Source organism: Magnetococcus sp. PR-3 (assembly GCF_036689865.1).
In the GTDB taxonomy this organism is placed as follows: Bacteria; Pseudomonadota; Magnetococcia; order Magnetococcales; family Magnetococcaceae; genus Magnetococcus.
Map to the genome: position 1 here is coordinate 37989 of NZ_JBAHUQ010000009.1, position 25015 is coordinate 63003.

The following is a 25015-nucleotide window of genomic DNA, read 5'->3' on the forward strand; positions in this document are numbered from 1 at the left end:
CTACCTATCTTAAAGCCAAATTGAAAACCCAGATACAACAAGGGCGTCTGTCCAATAATCGACAGACGCCCATCATACCTTATTATCCGAAGCGTCCTACCTGAAAACGTTGTCCAAGCGCCGATTGCATTGTTTTTACCACAGAGAAGGCATCTTTAAGATGACTGCGGTCAAACTGTGTCAACTCTTCTGGGGGCATATAGTTATCGGCCTTATGGCCACCTTTAATCCGCTTGGCCTGGTGGCGTAGACGCACGGTGTTGATAAAGCGCATGGCGTCGATCAAATCGGTGGAGCCATCTTTACTAACCGCCCCACCCTCCATGGCCATTTCCAAGCGCTCAATGGTATCCACCGCCGTAACACCGGCATCCAGCGCATAGACACGGGCGAGATCCACAATAGGCACCACCCCACTATGTTTTAGATCAAAGGTATCTTTATGCGCTTTATCCCGTTGCAACACAAAGTTGCGGAAGAAACCCAAGGGCGGCGCGTGGGTTAACGCATTGGCCGCCATGTATGCCAGGAAGATATTGTTGCCTTTGGTTTTGCTCAGCATGTGCTTTTGCACCTGCTCAAACAGGGGCTCATGCCCCCCCACAAAGCGGATATCAAAAAACACACTGGCCAGCATTAATGCCTTCGGCTCGGGCTCTTCGGTCCACTTATCAAAGTACTGAATCCACTTAGAAACCGGCTGCCGCCACTCGGGGTTGGAGGCCATGACATCACCGGGGCACAGATAGTAACCGCAGGCATCCAAAGCATCGCGCATATGAATGGACAACTGCTCAAAATATTCACCATGTTCGGCTTCGTCATACTCATCCGAAAGGATCAGGGCATTATCCTGGTCAGAGTGCGCAGTCTGCTCAAAACGGGCTTGCGAGCCCCCCACCATCCAGGCATAAGGCACCGGTGATGGACCCATTTTTTGATGGGCCAGCTCCAGCAACCGGTTGTGGATGGCATCGGTCACCGAGGTGATCATTTTACCAATCAGGTGGCTATCCACACCGCTGTTGATATGGTTGACCAAAATGTTGGGGATCCGCTCTGAAGCGGTACTCAGCGTCTCCACATCTTCCGCTTTACGTACAATGCTCATTAATTGCACCGCAGAAGCAGGCTGGTTACGCACCAGATCGGTATTGGTGATCATACCCACCAGCTTCTCATCCTCTGTCACCGGAATATGGTGGATGTTGGTGCGCATCATCATCAACTGGGCTTCACTGACCGCCGCTGAACTTTCGATGGTTGAAGGGTCGGCGGTCATAATCGCCGACACAGGTTCATTGATATCCAGCCCCGCCACAATCACCCGCTTACGCAGATCCCGGTCGGTCACAATACCGATCAACTTATCCTGGTCATTCATAATCAGCAGGGAGGAGACCCGAATGTCGGTCATCTTAGTGGCCGCTTCACGCACGGTCATATCTGGCGTACCGGTAATGGGTGAGCGGGTCATGGCATCGCCAATGGCCTGGATGATAATGGGGGTTTTGGTCACCGTCTCATTGGATTCTTTAACCTGGATCGCGCTGCGCAGACGCTGGGCACCCATGGGGTCAAAGTAGTAAGAGAACTGGGAGTGATCGTCACAAAGCTTACGGAACAGGTCAAAGGGCATGAGATAGATCAGGCTATCTTCGGTGGCCACATTGGCGTTCTGGACCTTACCCCCATTCATCAGCGAACCAACCCCAAACACATCCCCTTCATCCAGGTGTGCCAACAGGTGGTTTTCAGGATCCCGTGTCTCCACCGCACCGGTACGGATGATATGCAGATGGTTGTTGTGGTTGCCAGGGGTCAGAACGGCGGTATCCCGTCGTACATAGCGAATTTCTAACTGACCGGGCAGATCATTCATCACCTCATCGGGTAGCAGATCAAACGGGTGTCGCTGGGTCAGAAAGTCCTTAATCTGAATTAATTCAATGTCCATGGTGTGCCACCCCTTATCCTTATTCAACCAACAGGCATCATAAACCGGTTGGAAAACGTATCGTGTATATGCTCATTCCCTATAGTGCCGGAATGACAGGACAATACGATGACAATCACAGGACATTCCAGAAAATTTTTTGCGAATGCAAAAAAACTTAAGCTTAGAAAAAATACCTATCATTCCATAAAAAAACCCCGCCCAGATGGGCGGGGTTTTAAGTGTCACTAAAATCTTACGACTTAGTGGGTAGCGCCACCAGCACCTTTGGGGATGCGGATGTCTTCTACCATGTGCTGAATCTCTGCGGGAGGTGCCTTAGTGATCCGAGAGACCACAAAGGCTGTTCCGAAGTTCAACAGCATACCGATGGAACCGATGCCCTCTGGGGAGATACCCAGCAGCCAGTTATCGGGGGTGTTCGGTGCCATAGGTGTGATGAAGATACCCTTGAAGTACAGGATATAACCCATGGTGAAGGTCAAACCAACCAACATACCGGCGATGGCACCTTCACGGTTCATACGGGTAGAGAAGATACCCATGATGATGACCGGGAAGAGTGAGGAGGCAGCCAGACCAAAGGCGAAGGCCACCACCTGCGCCACGAAGGCCGGCGGGTTTGCACCAAGATAACCCGCCACACACACCGCTACAGCTGCAGCGATACGTCCAGCCAACAACTCTTGTTTCTCCGAGATACCCGGAGCAAACGTACCTTTTAGCAAGTCATGCGAGATACCGGCGGAGATCACCAGCAGCAGACCCGCAGCGGTGGAGAGCGCAGCCGCGATACCACCAGCAGCCACCAGGGCGATTACCCAGTTAGGCAGCTGTGCGATTTCGGGGTTGGCCAACACCATGATGTCGCGGTCAACGTACAGCTCGTTGGCGTACTTAGCGTTGCCAACAGGTGCAGCCTTAGGATTGGGATTGACGACCTTACGCTCACCATGGCTACCACGGGATTCGCCATCAAACTTAGGCTTACCAACCAGAGCTTTACCACCAGCGTACTGCAATTTGCCGTCGCCATTGTGGTCATACCAAGCGATCAGACCAGATTTTTCCCAGGTCTTAAACCAACTCGGCATTTGGGTGTACTCGGTACCAGAACCGTCTTTACCGTTGACGGTATTGACCAAGTTCATGATGGACAGAGCGCCAACAGCAGGAGCTGTGGTGTAGAGCAGCGCGATGAACACCAAGGCCCAACCAGCAGACATACGAGCGTCACGTACCTTAGGCACGGTGAAGAAACGTACGATCACGTGGGGCAGACCAGCGGTACCAACCATCAGAGCGATGGTAATGGCGAACACGTCGATCATGCTCTTGTTGTTGAAGGGCTCGGTATATTCTTTAATACCGATATCCACCAACACTTTGTCCAGTGTCTGCAGCAGGTAGCCGGAGCCGTCGGCCATCTCAGAACCCAAAGCGATCTGGGGAAGAGGATTGCCGGTGAACTGCAGAGCAATGAAGATAGCAGGCACGGTGTAAGCGAAGATCAGCACAACGTACTGAGCAACCTGGGTGTAGGTTACACCCTTCATACCACCGAGCACAGCATACAAGAACACGATGCTCATACCGATGCCCAGGCCGACAAGAATGTCAACTTCCAGGATGCGGGAGAACACGATTCCAACACCACGCATCTGACCAGCCACGTAGGTGAAGGAGATGAAGATCAAGCAGATTACAGCAACCACACGAGCGGTGGTTGAGTAGTAACGGTCACCGATGAACTCGGGTACCGTAAACTTGCCGAACTTACGCAGGTAAGGTGCCAGCAGCAGTGCCAGAAGCACATAACCACCGGTCCAACCCATCAAGTACATACCACCTTCATAACCCATAAAGGCGATCAGACCCGCCATGGAGATGAAGGAGGCGGCACTCATCCAGTCAGCCGCAGTAGCCATACCGTTGGCGATAGGGTGTACACCACCGCCTGCTACGTAGAACTCACCAGTGGTGCTTGCTTTGGACCAGATCGCAATGCCGATATAAAGCACAAACGACAGGCCAACAAACAGATAGATAAGATATTGCAGTTCCATGTTGTCTCAATCCTCTCGCTTACTCTTCAGCCACGCCGTGTTCTTTATCCAACGCATTCATTTTGAACACATAGAAGAAAATCAGAACCACAAAGGTGTAGATGGCGCCCTGTTGAGCAAACCAGAAGCCGAGGGGATACCCGCCAATGCTGATGTTATTCAGCGCCTCAACGAACAGGATGCCGCAGCCGTAGGAAACGATGAACCATACGATCAACAGTTTCCAAAGTAAGCTGATATTGGCGTTCCAATACGCTGTATTATCCGTCTTTTCACTCATACTGTTCTCCCTAATGCTCAACAATGGCCTTGTATTACACCACTGAGCCAATAAGACCAGGGGTCGTCCATGGTGCGACCCAACCGAAAAAAACTAACCAAGTTCCATCCAACAGATCAATCTAAAAGCATATCTGCTGATGGATATTCATAACACTTATCCAATGGATGATTGATTATTCATACTGCATTCCGCCATAGCATGCCAACCTATTTTTAAAGAATAGCCCAACAATTTATTGATAGTTTTATCCATCAATTCGGCTTTTACGAAGAATATCTGCAAGCCATTGTTTACATTAACTATTCAGCAAACTTAAACCATGCATTTTTTGCAATATCGCACATTCACAGAATAAATATACGATGCGCCACCCATACAGCTCTCTGCATTCATTGAATGAATAACCACTAAACAGACAATAAAACCGACTCAACTCAACAGCAAATGCTTATATAAGGCCCGTTTCAGCCACCCTACCCTGTCATCCTAATCCACCCGCTTCGAAAAGCCGAACTTCTTTTATAATTAAATTTTTATATATACAATAAACCAAATGCATCCAACCCCCTTTTCATTGCCCGTGATTCTACCCATCGCTTTTCTTTTTGCAGCGCAACAAAACAAGGCTATTCTTTCGAAATATGACATCAGCCCCTAGATTAACTAATCGGACAACAGAGATGTTTTATTTTGCAACGCAACAAAACACTCAATAACCGTGCTCTATTCTTCTGATTCTCTACTATAACTGCCTTCTTCTTTATTTTGCGTTGCAGAAAAACCACCCCTCGCAATGGTCTTACCCGCTCCAAACCTAAAGCTAACACCTATTATTCCAATCGATCGTCTCTTAAGCAGGGTAGATTCTGTCTATAACGCCACCCCACCCCCTTGTTATTCAAACACTCCCCATGGTTACGCACAGATAATCTTCGATATCTCGAGATAACAACATTTAATAACCCTATAAACGATAGACCCTCTTTTCCAGTATCGTTTATCTCCCTCCCCCCCCATACAACAGGGGGGGAGGGATCACTTGCTACAGGGGCCATTTTTCTTCCATCAACAGGCATTCATAGGCTCTTGTGTCTCTCTCTTTAATCGATCGACTCGGTTCCCCCTCCCCTGACCACTTGCATGAACCCTTTCACGGTGGATTGGCTCAGGAGGTTTCGTAAACACGAGGGAAAACCATTAAAAGGGGTTGGGGATTATTAAGGGGAGGCTCTGCCTGCCCCTTAATCGGGTCCGGGCAGAGCCCGGCGGGTCCAGGGCAGAGCCTGTTGGGTCCGGGCAGCGCCGGTTGGGTCCAGGGCAGCGCCCGGTTCAGATGAATAAGCTTTTAGGGAGGTGGAAGGATCAGACACTCTCTGAACAAACCGCAGATCTGCCATGCCCGACGCATCCATCGACACTCTCAAAGAGATCGAGGTGGTCCTGCAAACACTCCCCCTACTAATAAAAAATCTTTAAAAGAGTGTGGCACGTTTTGCTGCTGGGGTTGGCTCAGGCGGTTTCGCGCACACGAGGGAAAACCATTAAAAGGGGTTGGGGATTATTAAGGGGAGGCTCCGCCTGCCCCTTAATCGGGTCCGGGCAGCGCCCGACGGGTCCGGGCAGCGCCCGGTGGGTCCAGGGCAGCGCCCGGTTCAGATGAATAAGCTTTTTTTGGGGGGGAAGGATCAGCCACTCTCTGAACAAACCGCAGATCTGCCATGCCCTGCGCATCCATCGACACTCTCAAAGAGATTGAGATGGTCCTGCAAACACTCCCCCTTCTATTAAAAAATCCTCAAAAGAGTGTGGCATGTTTTGCTGCTGGGATTGGCTCAGGCGGTTTCGCCCACACGAGGGAAAACCATTAAAAGGGGTTGGGGATTATTAAGGGGAGGCTCTGCCTGCCCCTTAATCGGGTCCGGGCAGCGCCCGGTGGGTCCAGGGCAGAGCCCGGCGGGTCCAGGGCAGAGCCCGGCGGGTCCAGGGCAGAGCCCGGCGGGTCCAGGGCAGAGCCCGGCGGGTCCAGGGCAGAGCCCGGCGGGTCCAGGGCAGAGCCCGGCGGGTCCAGGGCAGAGCCGGTTGGGTCCAGGGCAGAGCCGGTTGGGTCCAGGGCAGAGCCTGGTGGGTCCAGGGCAGAGCCGGTTGGGTCCAGGGCAGAGCCTGGTGGGTCCGGGGCCGCGCCGGTGGGTCCGGGAGTGCTATTAACGCCGTTCGAAGAGCCGTTCCAGATCTGCGAGGGAGAGACGAACATGGGTGGGGCGTCCATGGTTGCACTGCCCTGTATTGGGGGTCCGCTCCATTTCACGCAGCAGGGCATTCATCTCTTCACGGGTGAGATGGCGCCCAGAGCGTACCGAGCCATGGCAAGCCATGGTGGCCAGCACTTCATCCCGTGCTTCGGTCAGGGCTGTGGCCTCCCCCACTTTTTCCAGTTGTTCCACCACATCCCGCACCAGGGGGGCGATTTGCCCACGTGCCAGCAGGGCTGGGACCTCCCGGATGACGAAGGCATTTTCTCCAAAGGATTCCAACCCAATCCCCAATTGCGCCAGGGTTACTTGCCAAAAGGCCATGCGTTCGGCCTCTGCGGCGGTGAGTTGCAGCACCTCTGGCATGAGCAGCATCTGTGTTTCGATTTTCTCTTTACGGTCCCAGGCACCTTTCATGCGTTCATAAACAATGCGTTCATGGGCGGCGTGTTGATCCACCAACACCATGCCTGCTTCCGTTTGGGAGACAATATAAAGATTGTGCAACTGGGCCACCGCTTGCCCCAAGGGACCATGGTCTGGGGCGCTTTTCCCATCAGGTGGGGCCAGTGGTGGTGCGACGGGGGATTCCAACGAGGCATAGCGGGATTGACTCTCCAGCTCCAACGCCCCTTGTTGTTGAGGCGTCCAATCGGCCCGACGTGGTGGCGTGCCCTCCTGAACTTTGGGGGGGTAATTGGTTTGCCAGGATTGGGGCTGAGAGACCGCAGAGGGCAGTTCCACGGGGGGTTGCGCGGCATGCGGTGCAAAAGGCTCATCGGCAAAAGGGTCCACCGCGGGGGGGGCCTCAAAAACGGGGGGCTGCTCTGCACTTTGAAAAGGGCTTTCACTGGGGGTATAGGCCCGAGGTCCCAAATCTTGCAGGGCACCAGTCAGCGCCCGACGGAGCAGGCCATAAACCGATTGCCCATGGCGAAAGCGCACCTCCGCTTTGGCCGGGTGTACATTAACATCCACCTCTTCAGGATCCACCTCCACAAACAGCGCTGTCAGGGGAAAGCGCTCCCGAGGCATTAAGTCACGGTAGGCTTCACGCACCGCCGCGGTTACCACTTTATCCCGCACCCAGCGGCCATTTACAAACAGATGCATGCCTGAGCCTGAGCCACGGTTTAGGGTTGGCAACCCCACCCAACCGGAGACCCGCATCTGTTCATCCCCACTATTAATCTCCATACAGTTGGGCACAAACTCCCCCCCCAACACCGCCCCCAACCGCTCGACATAGCTGGATTCATCCTCAACAGGGCGATAATTTTGGGTCTCTTTACCATTAATAGAGAGCTTAAACCCCACACGGGGATAGGCGATGGCAAAGCGTTGGATGAGTTCGGTAATGTGGTTGGCTTCCGTTCGGTCTGCTTTTAAAAACTTCAGGCGGGCGGGGGTGTTAAAAAACAGATTACGCACCGTAACCCGTGTGCCAACCGGCATGGCTACCCGTTTGAGGGGTTGGCGCTCGCCACCCAAAACGGTTAAGGCCACCCCATCGGGTTCTTCATCAATACGGGTCGCCAGCTCCAATTGGGCGACTGATCCGACGGAGGGCAGCGCTTCACCCCTAAACCCCAAGGTGCCGATGCAAAAGAGATCCTCTGCGCTGTGGATTTTAGAGGTGGCATGGCGGGTTAAGGCCAGGGTGGCCTCCTCTTCCGACATACCGTGACCGTTATCCACCACCTGCATAAGGCGCTTACCGCCCTGCTCGGCCTTGATCTCTATTTGGCTGGCACCGGCATCGATACTGTTCTCCACCAGCTCTTTAATGACCGAGGCTGGACGCTCGACCACCTCACCAGCGGCAATCTGGTTGGCCAGGGTTTCAGGAAGCTGCTGAACACGGGGACGGGCTGAGGTCTGCATGGATGAAAACTCACAAAGTGGCAAAAGCACAGTAATGGGTTAACGGGCAGTGGTGACATTGGGGTTTGGCACTGCAGTGATCTTTGCTATGGCGCACAATTAGGGCATGGAACTCACCCAACACCGCCGCGTCGGCGGGTAACTGCCCATGCACCGCCTGCTGTAGGGTGTTGTAAGGCCAACGATTCTCGATCCAACCCAAGCGTTGAAACAACCGTTGGGTATAGCTATCTACAATAAACCAGGGCTGCTTGGCTTCATAACAGCATATGGAATCGGCCGTTTCTGGGCCAATACCATAAATGGTCAGCAGGGTCTCCCGCAGGCTCTCTCCCTCTATCTCAAACAGCAGCTTGGTGCAGTCTTGATAGTGAATCATAAAGAGAGCCAGCGCCCGGATGCGTTTATACTTTTGCCGAAAAAAACCGGCTGGGCGGATTAAGCTTTGAATCTGCGCCTCTGGTGCGCTGCGCAGGGCCTCGGGACTATGCAAACCAGCCCGGTGTAGCGCCTGCACGGCACCATGGGCTGCCACCCATGTGGTGTTTTGCACCAACATCGCCCCCAACATCATCTCAAAACTGCTCTGCGCAGGCCACCAGTGTTGAGGGCCATAGTGTTGCAGCAGATGATCGTAAACAGCGGGCAGTGGCCAGCTCTGGGCACGCATCAAACGGGATGCCTGCCCAGTATCGCTCACTTTTCAGACTCCGTATCCGCATCCCCCTCATGTTTAGGGAGCTTGGCCGCTTTTTGCAGCTTGTTCCACTCATCCACCGTTACCGCGCGCCACTCACCACTGGGGACATCCCCCAACTCCACACCGCCATAGCCCACACGGATCAAACGGGCCACCTGCACATCGTAGTGGTTAAAGATACGCCGCACCTCACGGTTGCGTCCCTCACGCAGGGTAATGGTGTACCAGCTGTTGTTGCCGGTCTCACGCCCCCGATCCAGGGTAATCTCCAAAGGTCCGGTTGGGCCATCTTCCAGGCGCACCCCTTTTTCCCGGATCTCCTTAAGCTGTTCTTCCAGCAAAACCCCATAGGTCTTTACCCGATAAACACGGGGAACCTCGCGGGAGGGGTGCATCAAACCATGGGCGAGCTGACCATCGCTGGTTAAAATCAACAAACCTTCCGAGTTAATATCCAGCCGCCCCACGGTAATGAGCCGTGTGCCGGGGTTTTGAATAAGGTCAAACACCGTACGGCGCTCTTGGGGATCATTGCGGGTACAGATAATACCCGTGGGTTTATTGAGAATAATGGCGGTATTACGGCTGCGCTTGGGTACGATAATCTCGCCATCCACCGCGACCCGATCTTTTTTGGCCACCTTAATACCCAGGGTTTTGACCACTTCACCATTAATGGCCACCCGCCCTTCCTGAATCCACTGCTCCCCTTCCCGGCGGGAACACAACCCTTGCTCAGAGAGCCACTTTTGCAGACGAGGCGCCGCCCCTGTGACACGGGCACTGCCCGCCGCACGCACCCGACCGGAAGCTGGATTATTGGGGGTGTTGTAGGATGGGGTCGGCATGGGGAACTTCTTTTTGGCCGGACGCTTATTCTCTTGATCAGACTGGGACGGATCGGTCGAGGTACGCTGGCTACCCGGCGCAGAACGCGCCCCGGTACGTGGGGCTGGCCGATTAAACTCAGTGCGCCCCTCCCCACCACGACCGCCTCGATCCGAACGTCCCTCGCCACGGCTGCTTGAATAACCGGAACCGCCACGCTCGCCACCGCGACCGCCTCGATCCGAACGACCCTCGCCGCCGCGACCGCCTCGGCTGTCCGCATAACCGGAACCACCGCGCTCACCGCCGCGACCGCCTCGGCTGTCCGAATAACCGGAACCACCGCGCTCGCCACCGCGACCGCCTCGATCCGAACGACCCTCACCGCCGCGACCGCCTCGGCTGTCCGCATAACCGGAACCACCGCGCTCACCGCCGCGACCGCCTCGATCCGAACGACCCTCGCCACCGCGACCACCTCGGCTGTCCGAATAACCGGAACCGCCACGCTCACCGCCGCGACCGCCTCGATCCGAACGACCCTCACCGCCACGACCGCCTCGGCTGTCTGAATAACCGGAACCACTGCGCTCACCGCCACGACCGCCTCGATCTGAACGACCCTCGCCACCGCGACCGCCTCGGCTGTCCGAATAACCGGAACCACCGCGCTCGCCACCGCGACCACCTCGGCTGTCCGCATAACTGGAACCACCGCGCTCGCCGCCGCGACCACCTCGGCCAGGGCGCTCACTCTCCCCATCATCCATCACCTTGGCCGCCCGGTAAGGGCGGGCAGGACGGGAGGGACGACGGGCATCTTGGCCAGAGCCCCCCTCTTGACGGGCCGTGGACTTAGCGGGTGCTTTTCGACCACCAGCATGTTTGGCCGTCCGCGAGCCGGGCTGCCCCTTGGAGGCCGCCGGGCTGCTGGGTTTACGCTTAGACTCTGGTGAACCTTTACCCTTGTGCACCGTCGACTTTTTACGGTTGCTACGGTTGGGACCAGATTTGGTCGAGCAAGCCCCACTGCTGCAGCTACTGGTGCGCGTTTTCCGGCGGCTCTTAGCTTGACTCATCGTATTTTCCTAACCACATGTACCGTAACAAAGTAGACCAACACTAAAGATCACCTTAACCAAACCGCTGGCCCCCGCGTAAGCGGTGCCGCAGCCCTGGACAAAGGGGATCCAACCCAATAGACACCAAGGGTCAGTACACATAACCGAGTACTGACCCTTGGTGGAATATGATGCTTTAAGGATAGAGGGCCAGCCGCAGACGACCAAACCTTTTTTGCTTAACGAAAACGGTGGGTGTCCAAAGGCAGGCCAATAGCCTCTTGCACCTTGCGCATATACACCTCGGCACGGGCACGGGCTTTTTCAGCACCTTGCGCCAACACTTCTTGAAGATAAGGCCGATCTTCAATGATCTCTTCATACCGGGTACGGATGGGCTCAAGCACCTCAACCACCGCTTCGGCGGTCTCCACTTTAAGTTTACCATACATATTATGATCAAAGTGGCTTAACGCGTCATCCATACTTTTGCCGGTCAGGGCGGTATAGATGTTCAACAGATTGGCCACACCGGGCTGGGCCGCTTCATCAAAGCGAATGGTGGCCTCATTATCGGTCACCGCTTTTTTGAATTTTTTAATGATGCGCTTGCTGTCATCCAACAACATCACTTTGGCCAAATCAGACTCGGCAGTTTTGGACATTTTTTTGGTGGGATCCTGCAGATCCTTCACCCGTGCCCCCCCCTTGGGGATCATCGGCTCAGGCACCACCAGGGTATCGCCATAGATGTTGTTAAAGCGCATGGCCACATCCCGCGACAGCTCCAGATGCTGCTTTTGATCCTCCCCCACCGGCACCCGCTCAGAACCATAGAGCAGAATATCTGCCGCCATCAACACCGGGTAGGTGAACAGACCGGCATTAATGTTATTTTTATGACGTTGGGATTTGTCCTTAAACTGGGTCATACGCTCCAGTTCACCCATTTGCGTATAGGTGTTGAGCAACCAAGCCAGCTCAGAGTGGGCCGGAACATGGCTCTGCACAAAAATGGTGCTGCGCTCCGGGTCAATACCACACGCCAGATAGAGCGCCGCCAGAGAGTAGATCGCCTCGGTCAGCTCTTTGGGGTCTTGACGCACCGTCAACGCATGCAGATCCACCACACAGAAGATACACTCGTGATCCTCTTGCAGGGCAATCCACTGCCGCAGCGCCCCCAGATAGTTGCCCAGGGTCAATTGACCGGTAGGCTGCGCACCACTGAACACCACAGGACGAAGGGATGGATCAGACACAAAAACTCTCCTAAACACCAACAAAAAACCGGAGGGATGGTACACCTTAAGCGCCCAGCCTCTGGCAACAATTTAGATCAAACCGGTCACACTGGCCACCGCATGGGTCACCATAGACATCATGGGACCCAGGATCTGCCCCAGCAGACCAGAAAAAGCCAAGACCATAACAATAATGATGCCCCAGCGCTCCAACCCCGCCCAGCGCATATCCCATGGGTGGGGCAGCACCGCGACGGCAATACGCCCCCCATCCAGCGGCGGCATGGGCAGCAGATTAAACACCGCCAAGATGACATTCATCTTCAACATCGCCAGCAGCATGAGCGCCACAGGGGTTGCGAAGAAGTCGGGCATTAACCCCGCACCATGCAGCAGCAGCGCCGCCACCACCGCCAGAACCAGGTTCATTAACGGACCCGCCAACGCCACCCAGAACATAGCCACCCGCAGAGAGCCATGGAAGTTGCGTGGGTTCACCGGTACCGGCTTAGCGCCACCAAAGGCAAAAGGTTGGCCCATGGTCACCATGGAGAAGATTAAAATACCCACGGGAATCACAATGGTCCACATGAGATCAATATGCACCAGGGGGTTTAAGCTCAACCGCCCCATCATGGCTGCGGTATGGTCACCAAAACGGCTGGCCGCATACCCATGGGCCCACTCATGCAGGGTGATCGCTAAGAGAATACCCGGTGCCCAGATGAGTACGTTTTGAATAATGCTATTAATATCCAGCATGGGTTACATCTCTTCCTGGGGTTCAAGATCCAACAACAGACGGATCTGGGCAATCAGCTGCTCCAGATCCAAAGGCTTTTGCATAAAACGGTGATAACCGGCTAAATCCTGCGCGCCGCTCTCAACTTCATCATCGGCACTAATGGCAATGACCGGGGTGCTGCGTAGCATCGGGTCAAGCTGTAGTTGATCAAACAGATCGGGCATCTGTGCACGAAAGCCCCCCACGTTCACCAACAACAGATCCACCCCCCCCTGTAACAGTTGCATTTTAGCCACATCCACATCACTCACCGGGTCCATACGCAGATAGTCATACCGGCGCATCAAGACCGACATCAGCTGGAGATCAACAGGGTTGTTTTCCAGATAGAGCACCACCTTGGGTTGTGGCGCTTGGGCCGCTTCATCCAACACCTGGCTGGAGAGCTCACAGACATCCCCACTTTTGGGGAGGGTAAACCAAAAGGTACTACCCTGCCCCACCTTACTCTCCAACCCCAGGGCGCCCCCCATGGCCTCCACCAGACGGCTGACAATGGATAGACCGATGCCGGTCCCCTCAATGGTGCCATCCTCAATCAAGCGGTGGAACGGCTCAAAGATCCGGGCTTGCTGATCCTTGGGTATGCCCATACCACTATCTTGAACCTCAATCCGGGCCTTACCCAGTGCATCCAAGCGACAGGAGAGCTCCACCACCCCGCCCTCATGGTTGTACTTCACACCATTGCTGGCCAGGTTGATCAAAATCTGTTTTAAACGGGTGCGGTCGGCCAGTACATCACAACGGTCACACAGCCCTCTTTTCAAGTTATGCCGCAACCGTACCCCTTTGCGGTTGGCCATGGGGGTGACCAGGGCAATGGCCTCACGAATCACCTCCTGCACATGCACCGGTCCAACCTTTAGACCCACCTTATTCTCTTCAATCTTGGCCAGGTCCAGAACATCGTTAATCAACTCCAGCAGGTGTCCACCCGCCTGAATGATCTCCCGCGTACACTCCCGTTGAGACTCCGTTAACGGCTCGTTGGGGTCGGACTGCATCACCTGTGCAAAGCCCAAAATCGCATTCATCGGCGTGCGCAGCTCATGGCTCATACTGGAGAGAAAGCGTGTTTTGGCCTCGTTGGCCCGCTCGGCGCTCTCTTTGGCCTGCTTCAGCTCAACCTCTTCCATCTTACGGGCGGTGATATCCCGCACCACCGCCACACAAAACGCCCGCTCTTCTAAGTGAAAACTGCTGGCCGAAACCCCAACCTGCAGGGTGCGGCCATCCGCCCGGCTGGCCGACAGCTCCCGGTAGAGGCTGGCCCGGTGTGGATCCTCCCCTGCCACTGGGGCCGGGGCATCGTGCAGGGCATCGTGCAGGGCATCTTCCAGTGGAAAGTCGGGCAATAACCACTGAATGGTAGGCTGTTCCATCTCCGCCAGGGTGTAGCCAAACATACCGGCCGCCGCCGGGTTGAGCATTTCAATGCTCCCCGAGGCCTCCATGACGACCACCCCTTCACGGGTATTATCCAAGATCGCCTGTAGCCGCTGTTCCGACGCCATATAGCGCTCTTGGGCTGCCTTTTGCGCCGTTACATCGGTCCGCACAGAGATAAACTCCCGCGGGGTACCGTCGGTATCCATAAACGGTACGATGGTGGCGGACACCCAGTAGGTGGATCCGTTCTTACGGCGATTTTTGACCTGACCATGCCAAGTTTGACCCGCGCTGATGGTATCCCACATCTCTTTATAAAAAGAGGCGGAGTGATGATCAGACTTCAGCATACGGTGGTTTTGGCCAATGAGCTCACTGGGGGTATAACCGCTGGTCTCACAGAACTTTTGGTTCACAAAGGTAATGTTGCCGTCATGGTCGGTGACACTGACAATGGCGTGTTGGTTCAAGGCCAGCTGCAGCTGCTCCAGCTCATGCAGGGCCGAACGCATATACTCCACCCGGCCCACCGTCTGCCGCCGCTGGCGTACCCGCTCCACCACCGCACGGACCATCAACCCCGGCTGCACCGGTTTGATCAAAAAGCTCTCGCTCTCCTTGGTCTGATCCAGCAGCCGCCGCCCGGCATTGTTCTCAACCATCAGCAAAATGGGCAGTTGCGAATAGGTTTCGCTCTGTCGCACCACCGCCGCAATCTCCAAGCCGTTGGCGTCGGGCATATACAGATCCAACAACAGGACCTCTGGCTTAAAGCGCTGAATGGCCGGTAGCAGCTCTTCGGCCTCACGAATGTAGACCACCTCCATCTCCACCATCTCTAACAGAGACTGGTAGAACTGCCCCAGGGGTTCATTGTCATCCATAATCAGCACGCGGGCGCGCTGGGCATGGTTGTGGCGTTGATGGTGGGCAATTAATTGGCGGGCCAGTTCATCCGCCGCAATGGGTCGGGCCCGGAACGCGGTACTGCCCAGGCGCACGGCACAGAGACGGTGGTCCATATTATCGCTACCGCCCAAGACCAGCAGCGGCATAGGCATCTGCTCTTCCTGGCACATCAAGCCGGGAATGGTCCCTTCATCCACCCGCGCAGCCATGGCTTCCAGATCCACCAACACCGCCGCTGCCGAGGATTTTAACACCTCATCACGCAGTGCTTGATAGCTGGGCATGGGCACCAGGCGGTACCCTTTGCTCTTTAAAAAACCACTTAGCTCCGCCAGCATGGTGGTGTCTTGAGAGAAAGCCAACACCGTGTGGGAGAGCACCTCCTCTTGCAAAAACAGCCCATAATCCCGCGGCAGTTCCACCGTCTCTTGATGCGCCAATTTGGCTTGGGCACTCTCACTAAGCTCCGCCAGCACCTCTCGCAGCTCCTGACGCATAGCCAGGGCGTCCTCCATAGAGATATCTTGACGGCTGAGTTTTTGCAGGAGGTTACCAGCGTCCTGAGCCAAGTCCCGCAGCGTACGGCACTCAAAGGTCGCGCAACTGCCCACCACCCCCTGCAAACGGGCATGCCACTGGGCACAGTGCCAGCGTCGTTGCCGATCCACATCCGTCGGGGCGGCCACCAGTAGATCCAGATCACGACACAGGGAGGGAATTTCTGCTATAAAATCAAGCCGTAGCTGCTGAAACCGCGTGGCTAGCTGCACTTCCTGCCTGGATGGAGCGTGCTCTGACACAGGGCTCTCCTAAGCGGCATCCCCATCCACAATGGTGCCATCCTGCATACGCAGGCGGCGTCCCATGCGGGCGGCCAGATCCGGGTTGTGGGTTACCATCAGTAGGGTCAGGTCCTGCTCTTGGTTGAGCGCCATCAGCAGATCATAGATGGCATCCGAGGTGTGCGTATCCAGGTTACCTGTGGGTTCATCGGCCAGCAGCAGCTTGGGCTCCCCCACCAAAGCACGGGCGATGGCCACCCGCTGTTGCTCCCCACCGGAGAGCTGACCCGGACGATGGGTAATCCGGTGCCTCAACCCCACCCGCTCCAGAACCGCCGTCGCTTGTTCCACCGCCTGGGTCCGTTCCATACGACGGATCATCAACGGCATCATGACATTTTCCAGGGCATCAAATTCCGGCAACAGGCGGTGCTGCTGATAGACAAAGGCGATATTCTCGTTGCGCCAGCGGGCCAGTTTGCCACGGGAGAGGGCAAACAGATCCACGCCATCCATGGTCACCTGACCTGAGCTGGGACGGTCCAGGGTACCCAAGATCTGAATTAAGGTACTTTTACCCGCACCCGACTGACCCAGCAGGGCCACCACCTCACCCCGGTCCAAGGTTAAGTCCACCCCTTTAAGCACCTCAACCATGCCCCCTTCGGTTTTAAAACCACGGGTCAGTGCTTGGGCTTTTAATAAAATAGAAGAGGGCTCACTCATAGCGCAGGGCCTCCACCGGATCCACACGGGACGCCCGCCAAGCGGGATAGAGTGTCGAAAGCAAGCTGATGCTCAAAGAGATAATGGTGATCCAGATCAGATCCGATGTCAGCACCTTAGAGGGGAGTTTATCAATGTAGTAGACATCCCCATGTAAGATCTGAATACCGAAGGTTTTTTCGATCCAACCAAGGGTGGCTTCCAGATTTTTAGCCAGCAGCAGACCAAAGCCCAAACCAGCCATGGTCCCCCCCACACCAATAATCCCGCCGTTGATCATAAAGATCGCCATAATCGAGCGCCCACGGGCCCCCATGGTCTTTAAGATCGCAATATCCTTACCCTTCTCCATCACCACCATAATCAACGAACTGATAATGTTAAAGGCTGCAACCAACACCACCAGGGAGAGGATCACAAACATGGTGGCCTTCTCCAGCTTAATGGCATTGAAGAAGTTACGGTTCATCTGCATCCAGTCCCGGATCCAATAGGGGCCAGCCAGACGTTTTTCCAAATCTCGGCGCACCCCCATGGCCAAATCAGCATGGGGGGTTTTAACCTCAATACCGGTCACTTTGTCGCCAAAGCGTAGCAGTTTTTGGGCGTCTCTTAAGTGGATATAGGCCAGGTTACTGTCATACTCATGCATACCGGCATTAAATATACCCACCACCCGAAACCGCTTAACCCGGGGCACGGTACCGGCGGGGGTCACGTTGCCTTTGGGCACCATGACCGTGACCCGGTCATTCAAGCCTACCCCCAGGTTATTGGCCAGCGACTGCCCTAACACAATGCCAAAGCCCGACATGGCCTCGATCTGCCCGCGCACCATATTGGCGTGCAGGTTGGAGACCTTTTTTTCCCGCGTTAGGTCAACCCCACGCACCGCAATGCCGTAGGCCTGCCCACCGCTATAGACCAAGGCGTTGGCCAAAATAAAGGGGGAAGCAGCCACCACATTCGGGGTGGCCTCTACCCGCTTGAGCACGGCATCGACATCCCCCATTTTACCACCGTAGGACTGCACCACCACATGACTGATCACCCCAAGGATTTGCCGTTGCAGCTCCTCCTTAAAGCCGGTCATCACCGCCAGCACCACAATCAGCGCCGCCACACCCAGGGCAATACCGGCTACCGATAGCCCGGTAATGGCGCTGATAAAACGTTGGCTGCGTTTGGCCCGCAGATAGCGCAACCCCACACGCCACTCAAAGGTGCTGAACATGGCCGCTCCTGTTGGTCGTGGTTACGCTTCCCGCTTCATTTGCGGAAAGAGCAGTACTTCACGAATATTGGCCGCGTCGGTCAACAGCATGACCAAACGGTCAATGCCAATACCCTCACCACCGGTCGGGGGCATGCCATACTCCAGGGCACGGATGTAGTCGGCATCAAAATGCATAGCCTCGACATCCCCGGCATCCTTGGCTTCCACCTGTTTTTGAAAACGGCTGGCCTGATCGGCAGGATCGTTAAGCTCTGAGAAGGCATTGGCGATCTCACGACCGGCAATAAACAGCTCAAAACGCTCTGCAATATCAGGGTTATCATCACTACGACGGGAGAGTGGTGACACCGAGATGGGATAATCAATAATAAAGGTCGGTTGCATCAATTTATGCTCAACACCCTCTTCAAAGACATTGAGCAACAGCATGCCATCATCCCAATTGGCGTCTGGCTCAATCCCCAAGGATTTGGCCAAGCTCTCCAGGTAGGCACGCTCGGTAATACGGGAGGCGTCGGCCTCCATATATTGAATGATCGCCTCTGCGGGGGTCAAACGGGCCCAGGGACCGGAGAAGTCCAGGGTCTGCTCCTGGTACGTTACCTCCAGCTCACCCTCATTGACATCCTTGACCACATCCTGCACCAGGGCTTCGGTAAACGCCATCAGCTCCTGATAGTCGGTATAGGCCTGGTAGAACTCCATCATGGTAAATTCTGGATTGTGCCGGGGAGAGAGCCCCTCATTACGGAAGTTACGGTTGATCTCAAACACCCGTTCAAAGCCACCCACGATCAAACGCTTCAGGTAGAGCTCAGGTGCAATACGTAGATAGAGCTCGGTATCCAGCGCATTGTGGTGGGTCACAAAGGGACGGGCCGTGGCCCCACCAGGGATGGGGTGCATCATGGGGGTTTCAACCTCCAGAAAACCACGCGACTCCATAAACTGGCGGATACGGCTAATCACCCGGCTGCGGGTTTTAAAGATATCCCGCACCTCTGTATTCACAATCAGGTCCACATAGCGCTGGCGGTAGCGGGTCTCCATATCCTCCAGGCCATGAAACTTCTCAGGCAGGGGGCGGACCGCTTTGGAGAGCAGTTCAAACTTCTCCACCTGCACCGTCAGTTCGCCCACCTTGGTGCGGAACAGATACCCCTCCACACCCAGGATATCCCCCACCTCAATCTTGCGGAAGACCCCTTTATAGAGATCGGCACCAATGATGTCCCGCTGTCCGCTGATCTGTAGACGGCCACTCTCATCCTGCACCGTGGCGAAGGTAAGTTTACCAAAATTACGCAGCAGCATAATGCGGCCAGCGATCTTGACCTTCACCCGCTCCAGTGTCTCGGGGTCGGTCTCATTACCGTGGGCTTCGCTCACAGTTTTTAGATCCACCTCAGGCTTAAAGCCGGTGGGATAGGGATTAACCCCAGCCTCTCGGATGGCCTCAAGCTTAACTTTACGGGCGGCAATCTGTTGGTTCTCTTCCTGTTGGGACATCTGTTTTTTTCCCGTTTGTACGTCGATCATAATCATCCAGAGGATGATAACGGTTTAAAGGGGGCTGCCGATCAGCCGACCTTCCCGCCCCAGTGTGGGCCGGTTTAAAAAAGCCTAGGCGTTGTCGCCGCCACCAATGCGCTGAGACAGGGCGGCTTTAATAAAGCCATCCAGCCCGCCATCCAACACCGCATCGGTATTACCCGTTTCATAGTTGGTACGCAGATCTTTAACCAGGCGGTAAGGGGCCAGCACATAGGAGCGAATTTGGTGCCCCCAGGCGATGTCACTTTTGGCATCGGCTGCGGCTTGGGCAGCTTCGGCGCGTTTTTCCATCTCTAACTGAAAGAGACGTGCCCGCAACATTTTCATCGCTTCATCACGGTTTCTATGTTGGGAACGGCCACTTTGACACTGCACCACAATACCGGTGGGTTGGTGGGTTAAACGAATGGCCGAATCGGTTTTGTTCACGTGCTGACCACCAGCCCCAGAGGCCCGGAAGGTGTCCACCCGCAGATCCTTATCCAGAATCTCCACCTCAATAGAGTCATCGATCTCCGGGTAGATATTGACGGAAGTAAACGAGGTATGGCGACGGGCTGAAGAGTCGAAAGGACTGATGCGAACCAGCCGGTGCACCCCACTCTCGACCTTTAGATAACCGTAGGCAAACTCCCCTTCCACCTTAATGGTGACCGATTTAATGCCCGCTTCATCCCCGGCCTGATAATCGATCTCTTCGGTTTTAAAGCCGGATTTTTCACAGTAGCGAAGGTACATGCGCAGCAAAATGGAGGCCCAATCCTGGGACTCGGTCCCCCCCGCGCCGGGATGGATCTCAATAAAGCAGTTGTTGCCATCCGCTTCACCAGAGAGCATACGGGCCAGTTCCAGCCCCTCTAAGCGGGTCAGGATTTCCGTCACCTGGGCGGTCACCTCGGCAACCATATCCTTATCACCCTCTTCCTGGGCCATCTCCAGCAGATCACGGGCATCACTGGTTTCGGTATCCAGCGCATCCCACTCACCGATGGTTTTTTCCAGGCGGTTTTTTTCGGTCATCACTTTTTTGGCGCGATCGGCATCCCCCCACAGATCGGGATCCTGGGCCAGGGACTCAAGCTCACTCAGGCGCTCTTTGCCCTGCTCATAGTTTAAATGTCCTTTGAGCAGTGCCAGTTTTTCACCGATGGCCTCGAAGGTTTTTTGTATATTCTCTTCCACAGCATTTGCTTCCGTTGGCACCCTGTACAGAGGATCTGTAAACAGAGGCTGGATATCCCATAGCTCCAGGCCATTACCGGGGTAACGACACATGCGGGTGGGCGGTTCCCATGTTTGGCTAAAACCCCGCTTTATACCATATTTACTACCCATGCATAAACCGGATTCGCAAGGAAGGGCCTCGGCACCGAGCATTCCACCCAACGCGCCCCTAAAAACAGGCCAAAAAACAGGCCAAAACCGCATCGACCACACCCGGGTTACAACATAAAGATGAGCGCACCCCCCACACACCATGCTCATTATTATGTTGTGCCACACCTTTAAAGCGCTTTAAACACCCAAACCCTAGATCCCCAACCCGTTTAAGGGTTAGCTTTTCTGTGTGCATAAAGTGCCACCACGGGGCACCGGGATCGTAAAACCCGCCTGCCGCCACACCCAACCGGTGATGCACAGCGCCCCCTCACAAAGCGGGTTGGCGTGTCGGCGCTCGATCGGCAACACCACTCAGCCCCATTATGGAGGAAGGGTCGATTGTCCGCCCCAGGCGGCGTATCGCGTTAAGAGAGAGCAAGAGAGTGTAAGCCGGAACCGTACAAAAACATGGCCAAGCGATGGTGTGAAAATGGGTACACAACAGGGGAGACCATAAGATGAGACGACGCTGCGGCGGGGCACTTTGGTCCTACCCACCTGAACCCCCGGTGGAGACCGCCTTTTTTCGGTTGGCAGGCTGTGAGGGAGAAGAAGCGCCCAAGCTCAGGGGTCTCGCCCAAGCCATTATGGAGAGTGACCGACCCCTTAGAAAGGAGCTGCTAAGGCCATTACCGACCTCTACGAAGAGATCCAGATGAGCGGTTTGGCCACCGAGGAGGTCACCCGTGCCTACCAAACGGTTGTGGCCGCGCTCATGCACTGGGCCGCACGGCGCAAAAGCTGGGCGCTGTCGGCTTAGCCCCCTCCCCACACACAGGTGCCGCGCCCCCAAGCCGCACGCCCTGCCCCCCTAACCGTGCCCCGACCTTCCCCACGATGGCACACCACCCTTTTATACGCTAAGAAGAGCGAATATTGCGGGTAATGGCGTGCAGAAGATCTTGCTTTTTAATGGGCTTAGTCAGGTGACCATCACACCCCACCTGTAGGCTTTTTTGTCGGTCACCGTCCAGCGCAAAGGCGGTGAGCGCCAAAATGGGGGTGGCGTCACGCCCTTCATCCTGCTCCCATTGGCGTATCTGCCTGACCGCCTCATAGCCATCCATAAGGGGCATTTGCAGATCCATCAACACCAGATCAAAGGGGTGCCGCTTAAACAGGTCAACAGCCTGCTCACCATCGGAGACCACCTCCACCACATATGCACTGTCTTTAAGATAAGCCTTCATCAACAAGACATTATCTTCAAAATCCTCCGCCAGCAGAATGCGCCCACCCTGCAAGGAGAGAACCGGGGGCGGGGTATCCAACACCTCCCGCACCACCTGGAGCAGCTGCCGCCGCTTGACCGGCTTGACCAACGCCCGCAACCCCCGCATACGTACTTTTTGCATGACCTCAGCGCCATCATCCGAGCTTAACAGAATGGTCGGCAGCTCCCTTAAGGTCGCATCTTCCCGCACCACATCAATGGCCTGCACCCCATCGACCATGGGCATGTGATAGTCGGAGAGCAGAACCTGAAAGGGATCTTGCTCCTGCTGGGCCTGGTGTAGGGCAATCCACCCATGGGCCGAGTTCTCAACGGCGGTTACCCTGCAACCAGCCTGGCTCAACATGGCGGTAAACACCTCCAGGTTGGCCGGGTTATCGTCCATCAAAAGTATGCGGGTTCCATCAAACACCATGCCCTGTTCATCCCACCTGGAGGGTTCCGGCTCAGTAAAGGCGTGACGCAGATTTAAGGTAAAAGAGAAGTCGGAACCTTCCCCCACAGAACTGGCCACCCTGAGCACCCCCCCCATCAGTTGCACCAACCGCTGACTAATGGCCAACCCCAAGCCACTGCCCCCATGGCTACGGGTGCTGGAGGCATCGACCTGACTAAACGGCTCAAAAATCCTTTCCAGCTGGTCTTCAGGAATACCACTACCGCTATCGTGCACATGAAAACACACCAACGCATGGTCCAACCCATGCTCTTCCGTCGAGAGCTGTAGGGTAATGCGGCCACGCTGGGTAAACTTCACCGCATTGCTCAGCAGGTTGACCAACACCTGCCGTAACCGTTTGGGGTCCCCCATCATCAAGCGTGGAATCTGTTCATCCAGGGTATAGGAGAGGGCAACGTCCTTGGTTTTTGCTCGGGGTTCAAAGATCTCCGCAACCCCTTGAACCAGCTCATGCAGATCAAAGGGGGCCGTATCCAGATCAAACTGCCCCGCTTCCACTTTAGAGAGATCCAGAATATCGTTGATCAGATCCAGCAGGTTTTCACCCGCCCGCTGAAACACCGTCACATAGTGCTTCTGCTCACCCGACAGATCGGTATGATCCAGCAGCTCCGACATACCGATAATGGCATTCATGGGGGTGCGGATTTCATGACTCATGGTGGCTAAAAATTCACTTTTGGCCAGACTGGCCGCCTCGGCCTGCTGTTTGGCCTCCACCAAGGCAGAGTGGTTGTCATGGATCACCTGGCGCATGCGTTCAAAGCTCTGCACCATACGACCCAGCTCATCCTGCCCAGCATGGGGCAGCGGGCTGTGGTAGGCACCATCTGCCAACTCTTCGGTGGCCAGCACCAACCCCTTCAAGGGTCGCCGCACCGCACGCTCCAACACCAGCTCCAGTAACGCGCCCAATACCACCACCGCAAAAATAAGCGACCCTAAAAGCTGCCGATGCTCCCCATGTAAACGGTTAAAGTCCGGTTCAAAATCCACAGTCAACAGCAGCGTGCCCAGTTTCTCACCCCGCAGTGTAATGACCTGCTCAAAGCGCTGCAGGGCTGGTTTGGCTGTGGCGGCTTGGATAAACAGCGGGTAGATCACCTCCCCCCGGCTGTTATGCAAAAGCAGACTGTGCCACTGAGGATTTTGGGCTAAAAAAGCGTCCAACACCTCATGGATGGTGGCCATTTGATTTTGAATAAGGTAGGGCAACATCGCTTCACTGGCGATGGAGAGCTGGCTCTGCGTCTGTGCCTGTAGGCGGGCTTCAACCTGCTGCTCATGTTGTGGTTGCCAATAGATCAGCAGGTAGGCGCTAAAGCTGATCACAAACAACAGCACCACCAGGGCCATACGCAAACGTAAGGATAGAAAGGGTTTTGTCATTTATTGTGCTGCCACATAATAATGCTCCAACTGCCAATCGTTCAAAACAGCATAATCTTTTTGAGCGGCTACGCCCATACGCTTCATCGGAATATTGGCCAACATTGCTTGGCCTTTTTTGCTCTGCCCCAGTTTTAAAAAAGCCTGCTGTATCTGCTGACGCACCTTAGGGGAAATGCGCTTATGGGCGGTGATGGGATGAGGGGGCATTTTACGGGTGGTATAAAACACCTTTAACCGAGACTTCACCGCGGGCTTTTGACGTTTTAATGTACCCAGCACACCCCCACCCGCGACCGCCTGCCCCAAGGCCACATGTAAATAGACCGAAGAGTGCGTTTTGACATAAAGCGGTTCAACCGTTAACCCATGCTGCTCGGCCAGTTCATAGCGCATTAACAGGGAAGCCCCCAGGGCATTGGGGGAAGGAAAGGCGATGGTCTGCCCCTGTAGCTCTTTAATATGGGTGATGGGGCTATCTTTTGCCACCACCAACACACCTGAGAGTTTGCGGCCATGGTCGCGCAGGATCGGCAAATAGCCCTGATGCTTGGCCGCCAACACGGCGTGGTAGGGGTTCATGTAGGCAAAATCAAAATCCCCACGCAAAAAACCCCGTTCAAATTCATTAATATCGGGGGATCCGGTCATATGCAGATGCAACCCGGTCAGCTTCTCCACCTCGGTGAGAATGGGGCGCCAAATGGCCGCCAGCTTACGTGGCTCGAACTGAGGCACCACCCCAAAGCTGTAGATCCGTGTTTGATCATGGGCCCAGCTTGGGGTCGCCCCCCATACCATGAGCGCCATCACCCCTATCATCAGATATCGCATCATACTCTCCAGGCTGCTCGCCATCTCACCTCACGTTTAGA

The 25015-nt window shown here is 55.2% G+C and carries 17 protein-coding genes; all 17 read right to left on the reverse strand.

The annotated features are described in order from the left end of the window. Nucleotides 1-82: 82 nt before the first annotated feature. The 17 genes from V5T57_RS07315 to V5T57_RS07395 all read right to left on the reverse strand — a co-directional run bounded on the left by V5T57_RS07315 (nucleotide 83) and on the right by V5T57_RS07395 (nucleotide 24998). On the reverse strand, nucleotides 83-1957 hold the full coding sequence (locus V5T57_RS07315; RefSeq protein ID WP_332890528.1) for a putative nucleotidyltransferase substrate binding domain-containing protein: 1875 nt from the start codon (nucleotides 1955-1957) through the stop codon (nucleotides 83-85). 242 nt (nucleotides 1958-2199) lie between these two features. Next, entirely contained in the window at nucleotides 2200-4023 is a 1824-nt protein-coding gene (locus V5T57_RS07320) for a sodium:solute symporter family protein (RefSeq protein WP_332890529.1), read from the reverse strand. 19 nt (nucleotides 4024-4042) lie between these two features. Then, on the reverse strand, nucleotides 4043-4303 hold the full coding sequence (locus V5T57_RS07325) for a DUF4212 domain-containing protein (protein WP_332890530.1): 261 nt from the start codon (nucleotides 4301-4303) through the stop codon (nucleotides 4043-4045). Nucleotides 4304-5547: 1244 nt separating this feature from the next. Then, nucleotides 5548-5703, reverse strand: coding sequence for a hypothetical protein (locus V5T57_RS07330; RefSeq protein ID WP_332890531.1), 156 nt, complete (start codon nucleotides 5701-5703; stop codon nucleotides 5548-5550). A 467-nt stretch (nucleotides 5704-6170) separates the two neighbouring features. Next, nucleotides 6171-6557 (reverse strand): ribosomal eL19 family protein, encoded by a 387-nt coding sequence (locus V5T57_RS07335; RefSeq protein ID WP_332890532.1) that lies wholly within the window; start codon nucleotides 6555-6557, stop codon nucleotides 6171-6173. Beyond that, nucleotides 6508-8439, reverse strand: coding sequence for a DNA mismatch repair endonuclease MutL (gene mutL / locus V5T57_RS07340; protein ID WP_332890533.1), 1932 nt, complete (start codon nucleotides 8437-8439; stop codon nucleotides 6508-6510). Before mutL ends, V5T57_RS07335 begins: the two co-directional genes overlap by 50 nt. Nucleotides 8440-8449: 10 nt before the next feature. Further along, nucleotides 8450-9139, reverse strand: a complete 690-nt coding sequence (locus V5T57_RS07345) for an endonuclease III domain-containing protein (protein ID WP_332890534.1) — start codon at nucleotides 9137-9139, stop codon at nucleotides 8450-8452. Continuing rightward, nucleotides 9136-11046, reverse strand: a complete 1911-nt coding sequence (locus V5T57_RS07350) for a pseudouridine synthase (protein WP_332890535.1) — start codon at nucleotides 11044-11046, stop codon at nucleotides 9136-9138. The genes V5T57_RS07345 and V5T57_RS07350 overlap by 4 nt, the downstream gene beginning before the upstream one ends. Nucleotides 11047-11267: 221 nt before the next feature. Then, a complete protein-coding gene (gene trpS / locus V5T57_RS07355; protein ID WP_332890536.1) occupies nucleotides 11268-12290 on the reverse strand; it encodes a tryptophan--tRNA ligase in 1023 nt (340 codons plus the stop codon). 72 nt (nucleotides 12291-12362) lie between these two features. Continuing rightward, nucleotides 12363-13034 (reverse strand): site-2 protease family protein, encoded by a 672-nt coding sequence (locus V5T57_RS07360; RefSeq protein WP_332890537.1) that lies wholly within the window; start codon nucleotides 13032-13034, stop codon nucleotides 12363-12365. Between the two features lie 3 nt (nucleotides 13035-13037). Further along, complete coding sequence (locus V5T57_RS07365) at nucleotides 13038-16178, reverse strand: PAS domain S-box protein (RefSeq protein ID WP_332890538.1); 3141 nt, start codon at nucleotides 16176-16178, stop codon at nucleotides 13038-13040. A gap of 9 nt (nucleotides 16179-16187) precedes the next feature. Continuing rightward, nucleotides 16188-16886, reverse strand: a complete 699-nt coding sequence (locus tag V5T57_RS07370) for an ABC transporter ATP-binding protein (protein WP_332890539.1) — start codon at nucleotides 16884-16886, stop codon at nucleotides 16188-16190. Further along, complete coding sequence (locus V5T57_RS07375; RefSeq protein WP_332890540.1) at nucleotides 16879-18120, reverse strand: lipoprotein-releasing ABC transporter permease subunit; 1242 nt, start codon at nucleotides 18118-18120, stop codon at nucleotides 16879-16881. The genes V5T57_RS07370 and V5T57_RS07375 overlap by 8 nt, the downstream gene beginning before the upstream one ends. 21 nt (nucleotides 18121-18141) lie before the next feature. Further along, on the reverse strand, nucleotides 18142-19662 hold the full coding sequence (lysS, locus tag V5T57_RS07380; RefSeq protein WP_442918180.1) for a lysine--tRNA ligase: 1521 nt from the start codon (nucleotides 19660-19662) through the stop codon (nucleotides 18142-18144). A gap of 84 nt (nucleotides 19663-19746) precedes the next feature. After that, nucleotides 19747-20859, reverse strand: a complete 1113-nt coding sequence (prfB, locus tag V5T57_RS07385) for a peptide chain release factor 2 (RefSeq protein ID WP_442918181.1) — start codon at nucleotides 20857-20859, stop codon at nucleotides 19747-19749. Nucleotides 20860-21917: 1058 nt separating this feature from the next. Next, on the reverse strand, nucleotides 21918-24140 hold the full coding sequence (locus tag V5T57_RS07390) for a HAMP domain-containing sensor histidine kinase (protein ID WP_332890542.1): 2223 nt from the start codon (nucleotides 24138-24140) through the stop codon (nucleotides 21918-21920). Beyond that, nucleotides 24141-24998, reverse strand: a complete 858-nt coding sequence (locus V5T57_RS07395; RefSeq protein WP_332890543.1) for a phosphate/phosphite/phosphonate ABC transporter substrate-binding protein — start codon at nucleotides 24996-24998, stop codon at nucleotides 24141-24143. Nucleotides 24999-25015 lie beyond the last annotated feature (17 nt).

Bases quoted from the DNA above. Each gene is read 5' to 3' on its own strand.
- V5T57_RS07315 (WP_332890528.1), bottom strand. From the start codon at position 1,957: ATGGACATTGAATTAATTCAGATTAAGGACTTTCTGACCCAGCGACAC.
- V5T57_RS07320 (WP_332890529.1), bottom strand. From the start codon at position 4,023: ATGGAACTGCAATATCTTATCTATCTGTTTGTTGGCCTGTCGTTTGTG.
- V5T57_RS07325 (WP_332890530.1), bottom strand. From the start codon at position 4,303: ATGAGTGAAAAGACGGATAATACAGCGTATTGGAACGCCAATATCAGC.
- V5T57_RS07330 (WP_332890531.1), bottom strand. From the start codon at position 5,703: ATGGCAGATCTGCGGTTTGTTCAGAGAGTGTCTGATCCTTCCACCTCC.
- V5T57_RS07335 (WP_332890532.1), bottom strand. From the start codon at position 6,557: ATGTTCGTCTCTCCCTCGCAGATCTGGAACGGCTCTTCGAACGGCGTT.
- mutL (WP_332890533.1), bottom strand. From the start codon at position 8,439: ATGCAGACCTCAGCCCGTCCCCGTGTTCAGCAGCTTCCTGAAACCCTG.
- V5T57_RS07350 (WP_332890535.1), bottom strand. From the start codon at position 11,046: ATGAGTCAAGCTAAGAGCCGCCGGAAAACGCGCACCAGTAGCTGCAGC.
- V5T57_RS07360 (WP_332890537.1), bottom strand. From the start codon at position 13,034: ATGCTGGATATTAATAGCATTATTCAAAACGTACTCATCTGGGCACCG.
- V5T57_RS07370 (WP_332890539.1), bottom strand. From the start codon at position 16,886: ATGAGTGAGCCCTCTTCTATTTTATTAAAAGCCCAAGCACTGACCCGT.
- V5T57_RS07375 (WP_332890540.1), bottom strand. From the start codon at position 18,120: ATGTTCAGCACCTTTGAGTGGCGTGTGGGGTTGCGCTATCTGCGGGCC.
- lysS (WP_442918180.1), bottom strand. From the start codon at position 19,662: ATGATCGACGTACAAACGGGAAAAAAACAGATGTCCCAACAGGAAGAG.
- V5T57_RS07390 (WP_332890542.1), bottom strand. From the start codon at position 24,140: ATGACAAAACCCTTTCTATCCTTACGTTTGCGTATGGCCCTGGTGGTG.
- V5T57_RS07395 (WP_332890543.1), bottom strand. From the start codon at position 24,998: ATGGCGAGCAGCCTGGAGAGTATGATGCGATATCTGATGATAGGGGTG.